Raw genomic sequence first — 5,178 nt, 5'->3', positions numbered from 1 at the left:
GTTAAGGTGCTCTGCGGATGATTAAAGCTGCCCCCTTAAATGGGAAAGAGCCAAAGAGCCTTTAAATGGCGCGCCCGGAAGGATTCGAACCTCCGACCCTTTGGTTCGTAGCCAAATACTCTATCCAACTGAGCTACGGGCGCGTTGATTGGCGGAGAGAGAGGGATTCGAACCCTCGATGGGATTTCTCCCATACTCCCTTAGCAGGGGAGCGCCTTCGACCACTCGGCCATCTCTCCAATCAATGGTTGCGAATTATATCAGGTATTTAAGAGACGTCAATAACTCTTTTGATTTTAGTCGATATTTTTTTTAGTGGGCAATCTTAATCGGGTGGTCATGTAAGGAGCATCCCATTTTTTTTGTTTAATTTCTATGTTATTACAATAATACCATTTCATTTTTATAGTCTGACTATGTGGTATATACAATTACTAGAACAGCTGATTACATCATCGAACTATTCTTTTGACCCAAGCGCTATTTCATTCATAAAAGAATTACTTGAATCGGTAAAAAGGGATGTCATTGGTCGGGACGAATTTCAACTGGAATTTCTTTTTGGGTTTATATGCGATATTTATAAATATTATGAGCGCAGCAATGACCATAAAACACCACAGATACAATTTGCCCCTTTCTGTGTGGGATTGGTTATGCTCCATGCTAAAAGTTCTGAGGAAACCGAACTATGGAGCATTGATTTTCTTAATGTCCTTTATAATCAAAGGATATATGCGGCATTAAATCGCGATCTTCATCTGGATGAATTCATGTTTCACTCATATAATGATTATTTAAACGGCATAAATACTCACCGCTCAATAATACCTTTGAAATTCATACGGAATATTAACGAATATGTAATAAACCGAAATAAAATAATTAATTTTATTCTGACTGATGTACTGAAACAATTTGAATTCAAAGCTTATAAGGATTTGAATTATTCAGTTAAGGTTGATTTGACTTTTTTAGTTGGTGTATTAAATAAGCTACTAAATCAGATAGAAGATCCAGGTATTGTCTTAAAAGGGCTCTATGCTCAATTAATACCACTAAAAAATACAGAAAAAGATGCTGACGATAAATTTAATATGCTTATTGAGGCAGTGGCTAGGGAAATTAAAAAGTTCGAGCGTATCGGACTTAAACAGGGTCATAAACTCAGAGTCAATTTGGTGTTAATGCCTGAAATTGTAGTGCCCCTCCCTAAGCCAACTCCCCAATTATTAGCTTATATACAGTCGAAATTAGAACACTATACTAAAGCTCCATCAACATTGAGTTCTTTTTTTTGGTCCACTCACCGAAACTACCAGGTACAGGTGAGAGGGCTCCTCCATCAAATAAAAAAGGGCCACATTGTTTCTACGGAGTCAATTTTGGATGAATTATTCAAGATTAAAATTACTGATGCTCGGGATGAATTAGTAAAAATCATTCATTCTGTGACAGAAAGAAGTAACAATGAATTGCGTTCTTTAGTTGGGACTGCATTGTATTAGGACTTCTGCATTTTGTTGTAGTTGCATTGGTTAGACTGAGGATTATACTAGCTCAGAATCCTTAGTCTATCTATGCTTATCGTTATGTGAACAAAATCGGCCTCTTTAGGAACAAATGAACATCTCCTGGTTTTATGGCTGTAACTTTTAAAAATTCTTATAAAAATCAACTTAAAATTTCCAAATTTGGACGTTTACTGCTAATCTTTGTGTCTAAATAATTAAAGAAAATACCTGTAATGCAGGCCCGAAAAAGGAGGACTAATGAAACAGAAGTCGAATTTAAGTGGTCGAGATGTATATGTGGTCGATGGAAGTCGGACTCCCTTTCTCAAAGCAAAAGGCATTGGTCCATTTACCGGATCGGATTTGGCCGTTGCAGCAGGAATGACCTTGTTAAACCGTCAACCCTTTTTACCATCAGATCTTGATGAAGTTATTATTGGTAGCGCGATGCCTGGCCCTGATGAAGCAAACATCGCTCGGATCGTTGCATTACGCTTAGGCTGTGGAGATAAAGTTCCTGGCTTTACAGTGATGAGAAATTGCGCCTCAGGTATGCAAGCGATTGATAATGCAGCAATGCAAATAGCCAGTGGTCGTAGTAATCTGGTACTGGCTGGTGGTACTGATGCGATGAGCCATGCCCCGTTGTTATTTAATCAAAAAATGGCTGCTTGGCTTGCCAGTTGGTTTGCTGCCAAAAATATGGGGCAGAAATTGGGGCTAATGACACAATTCAGACCTTCATATCTGGCTCCTGTGATTGCATTGCTTAGAGGATTAACTGATCCTATTGTTGGATTAAATATGGGCCAAACAGCTGAAAAAGTAGCTTATAGATTCAATATTACTCGTGAACAAATGGATGAGTTTGCTGTGCAAAGTCACCAGAAACTGGCCAATGCTTACAAAGACAATCGAATGACTGAAGTCGCTCCTATTATTGATTACAAAGGCAAGGTGTATCCCGAAGATGATGGTATTCGTGCAGATTCTTCTGTTGAAAAGTTAACAAAACTAAAGCCATTTTTTGATAAAAAATACGGTATGGTCACTCCTGGCAACAGTTCTCAAATAACTGATGGAGCTTGTTTACTTCTATTGGCAAGTGCTGATGCCGTCAAAAAATACAATTTAAAAGTATTGGGGCGCATAGTAGATTCACAATGGTCTGCTTTAGATCCATCTCAGATGGGACTCGGTCCTGTTCATGCGGTGACTCCTATTCTGGAACGTCAAAAATTAAAACCTCAGGATATCGATTGCTGGGAAATTAATGAGGCGTTTGCTGCTCAGGTTTTAGGTTGCGTTGCTGCGTGGAGTGATGAGGATTATTGTAAAAAACAATTGGGTCTTAATGAAGCAATTGGTGGTCCATCAATGGACAAACTAAATCGTGAGGGTGGCGCTATTGCTGCTGGCCATCCAATAGGCGCGAGTGGTGCACGTATTGTATTACATGTACTAAAGTCTATGGAACAACGCAACGAATCCAAGGGGATGGCTTCCATTTGTATCGGAGGTGGTCAGGGAGGGGCTATGTATCTTGAACGAGTAACTGAGGTGAAAGGACATGAATAATTACAATCATTGGGATCTTCAACGTGATAAAGATGCCATTCTTTGGTTAGGAATCAATAGAAAAAATGCTGCAGTCAACAGTATTAATGAAGAAGTATTAGATGAATTAAACAGCTTATTGCATGAGGTATCGCAAGATAAAAAAGCAATAGGCTTGGTTATTTACTCGATGAAAGATAAAGGATTTATTGCTGGTGCCGATGTTAACGCTTTTTCACAGTTTGAAAGCCCTGCGCAGGCAGTTGATTTTTTACAAAAAGGCCAGGCTGTATTTGCACGGTTACAAGCTTTAACTATTCCCAGCGTTGCCATGATAAATGGCTTTTGTATGGGCGGTGGATTTGAATTGGCACTAGCTTGTACTTATAGAATTGCCAGCGATGAAAAAGATACTCGAATTGGCTTACCTGAAGTCATGCTTGGTATTCACCCGGGATGGGGTGGAACTGTTCGATTACCACAATTAATCGGTGGTTTTAAAGCATTATCACAAGTTATTCTCACCGGTAGCGGCATTGCAGCAGCTAAAGCTAAAACTTTAGGTATGGTGGATGACGTGGTGCCTGTTAGACAATTAAAGCGAGCGGCTGTTTATTTTATTAAAAATAAACCACCCAAGCATAAGCCTTCATTTATTGATGGGTTAACTAATAGTTCCTGGTTAAGAAAACCAATAGCCTATCTGTTACGTTACAATGTGGCGAAGCGTGTGCGTAAAGAACATTATCCAGCCCCTTATGCTGTAATTGATTTATGGGAAAAAGAAGGTGGCTTTGGTGAGCGGGCTTATTTGAAGGAAGCTGATTCAGTAGAGCAGTTAGTCTCTTCTGGCGAAACATCTAAAAATTTGATCCGAGCATTTCATTTGCGCGAGAGACTTAAGTCTTTTGCGAAAGACAGCACTTTCCGTGCACAACATGTTCATGTTATAGGTGCTGGTGTGATGGGTGGCGATATTGCTGCCTGGTGTGCTTTACGAGGAATACATGTCACGTTACAAGACAAGTCTTATGCTCAGATTGCCCCCGCTATTGGCAGAGCGCATGCATTATATAAGAAAAAATTACGCAAGCCTCGTTTGATTCAAGCCGCGATGGATAATTTGACTCCCGATCCTGAAGGGCATGGGGTAGCACGAGCAGATGTTATTATTGAAGCTGTTTTTGAGAATCTTGCAGTAAAACAGCAAATAATGAAATCAGTTGAGTTGGTTGCAAAGAAAGACGCAATCATTGCAACGAATACATCGAGTATCCCTCTGGATGAAATTAGCAGTGTTATGTCAGATCCAAAACGATTGGTCGGCATTCATTTCTTTAATCCCGTCGCCAAAATGGATTTAGTGGAAATTGTCAGTAGTTCCTCTACTGCTCAAAAGGTACAACAAAACTCATGTTCCTTTGTGAATCAAATTGGCAAACTCCCATTACCAGTAAAATCAAGCCCAGGATTCCTAGTGAATCGTGTTCTTATGCCTTATTTAATGGAATGCGTGCAATTACTGGATGAAGGATACAGTGGTGAAACAATTGATGAAGCCGCTCTTGAGTTTGGTATGTTTATGGGGCCTGTTGAGTTGGCTGATACTGTTGGAATGGATGTCTGTCTGGCTGTTGCTGAGAATTTAACCAGCCATTTCGGTGGCACAGTACCTCAAAAGCTACGTGATATGGTTCAGGCAGGTAAATTAGGCCGTAAAACTGGTGAAGGTTTTTATCGTTATAAAAACGGGAAACCTATCAAGAAAAGTCCAGCTGCAAAAATTGATAAAACCATTGCTGATCGACTAATATTGCGTATGGTTAATGAATCAGCAGCTTGTTTGCGAGAGGGGGTTGTTGCAGATTCAGATTTGCTTGATGCAGGTATGATCTTTGCGACAGGCTTTGCTCCATTCAGGGGCGGGCCTATGAATTACGCCAATGATTTTGGAAAGGACAAGTTAGAAACCTTATTCAAAACATTTGAGTCAAAATATGGTGAGCGATTCAAGGTCGATTCCAGCTTGTAATCTAAACTATCAGGCAAACGCTATCGCTGCGAGCCATGGATAGCCGAAGGCTAGGGCGAGTAGTCCCTGGTAGCC

3 protein-coding genes and 2 tRNA genes are annotated in these 5,178 nt (G+C 40.1%); 3 read left to right on the top strand and 2 right to left on the bottom strand.

Annotated features, from left to right (window positions below; translation table 11 throughout):
- Positions 1 to 66 precede the first annotated feature (66 nt).
- Both Q0495_RS11310 and Q0495_RS11305 read right to left on the bottom strand, forming a co-directional pair.
- Positions 67 to 143 (bottom strand) — tRNA-Arg (locus Q0495_RS11310).
- 6 nt (positions 144 to 149) lie between these two features.
- Positions 150 to 239 (bottom strand) — tRNA-Ser (locus tag Q0495_RS11305).
- 177 nt (positions 240 to 416) lie between these two features.
- Here Q0495_RS11305 and Q0495_RS11300 point away from each other — a divergent pair.
- The 3 genes from Q0495_RS11300 to Q0495_RS11290 all read left to right on the top strand — a co-directional run bounded on the left by Q0495_RS11300 (position 417) and on the right by Q0495_RS11290 (position 5,103).
- On the top strand, positions 417 to 1,508 hold the full coding sequence (locus Q0495_RS11300) for a hypothetical protein (protein WP_298626283.1): 1,092 nt from the start codon (positions 417 to 419) through the stop codon (positions 1,506 to 1,508).
- 264 nt (positions 1,509 to 1,772) lie between these two features.
- Complete coding sequence (locus Q0495_RS11295; protein ID WP_298626282.1) at positions 1,773 to 3,092, top strand: acetyl-CoA C-acetyltransferase; 1,320 nt, start codon at positions 1,773 to 1,775, stop codon at positions 3,090 to 3,092.
- Complete coding sequence (locus Q0495_RS11290) at positions 3,085 to 5,103, top strand: 3-hydroxyacyl-CoA dehydrogenase NAD-binding domain-containing protein (protein ID WP_298626280.1); 2,019 nt, start codon at positions 3,085 to 3,087, stop codon at positions 5,101 to 5,103. Before Q0495_RS11295 ends, Q0495_RS11290 begins: the two co-directional genes overlap by 8 nt.
- The last annotated feature ends 75 nt before the right edge of the window (positions 5,104 to 5,178 follow it).

This window comes from uncultured Legionella sp. (assembly GCF_937871865.1).
Classification (GTDB): domain Bacteria; phylum Pseudomonadota; class Gammaproteobacteria; order Legionellales; family Legionellaceae; genus Legionella.
This window is presented reverse-complemented; position numbering and strand designations above follow the sequence as displayed.

Excerpts from the sequence above, each read along its gene's own strand:
- Q0495_RS11300 (WP_298626283.1), top strand. The coding sequence starts at position 417 with ATGTGGTATATACAATTACTAGAACAGCTGATTACATCATCGAACTAT.
- Q0495_RS11295 (WP_298626282.1), top strand. The coding sequence starts at position 1,773 with ATGAAACAGAAGTCGAATTTAAGTGGTCGAGATGTATATGTGGTCGAT.
- Q0495_RS11290 (WP_298626280.1), top strand. The coding sequence starts at position 3,085 with ATGAATAATTACAATCATTGGGATCTTCAACGTGATAAAGATGCCATT.